This window comes from Enterococcus sp. 3H8_DIV0648 (genome assembly GCF_002140655.1).
GTDB lineage: Bacteria > Bacillota > Bacilli > Lactobacillales > Enterococcaceae > Enterococcus_A > Enterococcus_A hulanensis.
The window spans coordinates 637,869-641,421 of the sequence record NZ_NGLG01000001.1 but is presented as its reverse complement, the minus strand read 5'-3'; the positions used below and the strand labels follow the sequence as shown (position 1 = coordinate 641,421).

The window sequence follows — 3,553 nt, the reverse complement described above, 5'->3', positions numbered from 1 at the left end:
GATTAGTATCTGCTCCATGTGTTTTATTTGAATATATCATTAGCTAAAAATCAAAATTATCTGGATCGGCCCCGAGACGTTCATCAATATTTAATGCATTGATTTGACCTATCTCCTCATCAGTTAATTCAAAATCAAACACGTCGTAGTTTTCTTTTATCCGCTCTTCATGAACTGATTTTGGAATCACGATGATATCGCTTTGCAAATGCCAACGAATAATTACCTGTGCTGCTGTCTTGTTGTGTTTTTTCCCAATCTCAACAAGTGTTGGATTTTGCAATATCTTGCCTTGTCCAAGTGGCGACCAAGCTTCAACGGCAATACCTTCTCCAGCCAAGTAATCACGCAACTCAACTTGCGTCAAAGTAGGATGCAACTCAACTTGATCAACCATAGGCTTAATTTTTGCCGTTGTCATTAATTCTTCAATATGATGCTGATGGAAATTTGATACACCGATGGCTTTCGCTCGACCACTCTCGTAAATTTCTTCCATTGCTCGCCAAGAATCGTTGAACTTTCCTTCAACTGGCCAATGAATTAAATATAAATCTACATAATCTAAGCCCAAACGTTCTAAGCTTTCATTGAAAGCTTGATGAGCAGAATCATAACCTTGATCAGCGTTCCAAAGTTTTGTTGTAACGAATAAATCTTCACGTTTTATTCCAGATTGGCGAATTCCTTCACCGACACCTTTTTCATTTTTGTATACTGCAGCAGTATCAATCAAACGATAGCCGTTTTCGATCGCCCATTTAACAGAATCTGTCGCGTCGCTTTCTTCCACTCGCCAAACACCTAAACCTAACCGAGGCATTTCGATACCATTTGCTAACTTTTTACTTTTGTCCATCAAATCTCCTCCTTGAAGTTCGTGTTGCACCTCTATTGTGAGAGACTTTGGATCAATGGTCAACTAGTTTATCTATTTCTTTTTTCGATCATTTTGCATGATAGAGATTGATTGTTTCAAAGCACTCAAAGTTCCACCTTCACTATAGACCAAAACATTCGATTTATATAATTGAGCTGAAAAAACGGTTAACAAAATCGTAAATAAAACTAATATTCCCAACGATAGCAATGCACTAGATATCGCTGCTGTACCAGAAGCTAACCGCAATGGCATGCTGTAAGAAGACAGAAATGGAATATAGGAAGTGACTTTAATAATTACATTAGTCGGATCGGAAGTTCCCAATATCAATCCCAACATATATCCGATCATCGACAGATAAGTTACCGGCTGAATAGCTTTTGCCGTGTCTTCCGGCTTGCTTACTAAAGATCCGCATAATGCTGAAAGTACCGCATATAAAAAGAGCCCGACTAGCATAAAGGCAACAATCGTAATTGCACCAGTGCCTAATATAGATTTGATCGATACGTTATTGATTAAGTCTTTCACCACATCTATATCTTTAAATTGATGATAGCTGACAACCAAAGCTACACCATAAATCAATAATTGTGTCAATGCTACTAACAAGACACCCAATAATTTCCCATAATAATGAGTCTTAGCTTTCATACTAGAAAGCAGTACTTCCATAATTCGTGTTCCTTTTTCGGAAGCGATCTCTTGGGCAATGATCGATGAATAACTGAGAATAAATACAAACATCAGAATTGTTGTTAAGAAACTTAAAACAAACTGAGTACCCGAGTCTCCGTCATCGCTTTGCATTTTCCCATTTTCAAATGTCACTTTTGTTGATTCAAATTTTGCCGGCTCCATAACTTTTTGAACCTGCGCTGTTGTTAAATTCAACTGGCTGGCACGAATACTCGCCTGCATTGAACTCAAAATTTGCTGCAATTGAGTTTCAGTTGATGTTCCTAGAGACGCTTTGCTATAGAGCTTGCCTGAAACTTGTTCCTCGCTCATCTTCAGATCAAGATAAGCATCGATTTTCTTATCTTCCATCTGCTTCTGAGCCTTTTTACCACTTGCAACTACCTTGAAGCTATAGTCCTTACTTTTTGTTTTAGCCAATTGTTCAGCTACTGCCGGCTGGTCACTTACGATGCCAATTTTATTAATATCGTTTGCATCGCCAAAGAAATGCTGTGACAAATAGAAAATTCCCATGAGTAGAAATGGTGCCAAAATCATAATCAAAAAAGCCGTTGATTTTACATTCTTTTTATATACGTCCTTAATAATAATCCCCATTTTACTCATTTACAGCACCTGCTTTCCATTTAAAGATCTCTTCTAGTGTTGGTGGTTGTTGATTAAACATTGGAATGTAGCCATCTTTCGTTGCTTCAGCGAAAATAGCTTGTCCAGCATCTGGATTTTCTAAGGTAATATCAAAACTGCCATCTTCCTTTTGAATTACTGTATGCACACCAGCAAAAGCCTCTATTTCTTCTTTTGTTAATTTTGATTCTAAATACAGCTTGCTTCGGCCAAAAGATTCGCGAATCTCATGAACTTTACCATTCAAGACCGTTTCGCCATTTCTTAACATTATCAAGTGATCACATATTTTTTCAACGTTGTCCATATTATGACTAGAGAATATGACGCATGATCCCTTTTCCTTCAATTCAATAATGCCATTTTTCAGCAATTCAGCGTTAACCGGATCCAATCCGCTGAAAGGTTCGTCTAAAATAACTAGCTTTGGTTCATGGATCAAGGTGGAGATCAACTGAACTTTCTGTTGATTCCCTTTTGAAAGAGATTTTACTTTGTCAGTTTTCTTACCTTTGACTTGGAATTTTTCCATCCATTCGTCAATTTTCGGTGTGATCTCCTGTTTGCTCTTGCCTCGCAGTGAAGCAAAGAATAATAATTGATTTTCAATTGTTACCTTCGGATACAGTCCCCGTTCCTCTGGCAAATAACCAATCGTATTGTAATCCTTGCCAGACAAGGAGTGACCATTCCATAAAACAGTTCCCGAATCTTTTGATAGAAAATCTAAAATCAATCGAAACGTCGTTGTTTTTCCTGCACCATTTTGGCCAATCAACCCTAAAATTTTCCCATCTTCGATCGTAAAATTCATATCATCCAGTGCTTTGTACGATCCAAAACTTTTACTTAAATTTTTTACTTGTAACATTTCCCCACTCCTTATAGTTTCTTTTTAAAATAAAAATAAAAAATCAGATAGCTGATTAGAAACACATTCATTAAGCCGCTTGCTGTATACATTAACTGCTGCGATACAAAACTGCCGATCATAGCTAAAATAACTAATACAAAAATCATTACATAAGTAGTAAAGTACATTGCTCGCGAACCAATCTCAATATTCCGTTCATCCGTATGAGTGATCCTGTGTAGCTTCAATTTCTCCGGATCATTCATCGTCCGCCGATTTCTGAAGATGTTAATCACAAAAATAGTGGTTAACGAAATAAATAATCCTAGTAAAAAACTAAGTGCATGATCATTGATTTTCAGAACATATCTATTTATTCCAATAAGAAGTATACCTGAGCAGGCCAACACTGTCTCTTATACACATCTAGATGTGTATAAGAGACAGAAACTAAGTGCATGATCATTGATTTTCAGAACATATCTATT

The 3,553-nt window shown here is 36.8% G+C and carries 4 protein-coding genes; all 4 read right to left on the bottom strand.

What is annotated here, in order from left to right:
* Window positions 1-43: 43 nt before the first annotated feature.
* Window positions 44-859, bottom strand: coding sequence for an aldo/keto reductase (locus A5875_RS02930; RefSeq protein ID WP_088932215.1), 816 nt, complete (start codon window positions 857-859; stop codon window positions 44-46).
* Window positions 860-931: 72 nt separating this feature from the next.
* The gene (locus A5875_RS02925; protein ID WP_088932214.1) at window positions 932-2,191 is read right to left on the bottom strand and encodes an ABC transporter permease; all 1,260 of its coding nucleotides are present in this window, start codon (window positions 2,189-2,191) and stop codon (window positions 932-934) included.
* Window positions 2,184-3,083, bottom strand: coding sequence for an ABC transporter ATP-binding protein (locus tag A5875_RS02920; RefSeq protein WP_088932213.1), 900 nt, complete (start codon window positions 3,081-3,083; stop codon window positions 2,184-2,186). Before A5875_RS02920 ends, A5875_RS02925 begins: the two co-directional genes overlap by 8 nt.
* Before the next feature lie 11 nt (window positions 3,084-3,094).
* Window positions 3,095-3,331 (bottom strand): hypothetical protein, encoded by a 237-nt coding sequence (locus A5875_RS02915; protein WP_088932212.1) that lies wholly within the window; start codon window positions 3,329-3,331, stop codon window positions 3,095-3,097.
* Window positions 3,332-3,553 lie beyond the last annotated feature (222 nt).